This is a genomic window from Bacillus sp. SIMBA_154, from assembly GCF_046536015.1.
Classification (GTDB): Bacteria; Bacillota; Bacilli; order Bacillales; family Bacillaceae; genus Bacillus; species Bacillus pumilus_P.
On the sequence record NZ_JAWJBV010000316.1, the window covers coordinates 1 to 267 of the forward strand.

The 267-nt window shown below is 40.4% G+C and carries 1 protein-coding gene; it reads right to left on the bottom strand.

Going from position 1 to position 267, the window contains the following annotated elements; genetic code table 11:
• Positions 1-267, bottom strand: a 267-nt coding sequence (locus R0K30_RS22195) for a hypothetical protein (RefSeq protein ID WP_410613029.1), incomplete at both ends; no start/stop codon positions are given.

Below are 267 nucleotides of genomic sequence, written 5' to 3' on the forward strand. Positions count from 1 at the left end.
ACTGAGCTGTTGGCATAAACCTGATGATACAATGCTAAGTTAACCCAGCCTTGTTGAATAACCGAACCACGGTTAAATCGCTCTAATGCATACGAAGAAAGTGGTTTTAAATTACGCCAAAGTGCGTCATTAAGTTTAGGGATAGAAATATTATTTTTTGTTACCGATTCAGACGCCGTAAACAAGTGTGGTGCTGCACGCTTTGGTAAATCTTGCGACGCAAAAATACTGGCCGTTAAAAATTGGTGCCAAGCAAAATGTTCGGGT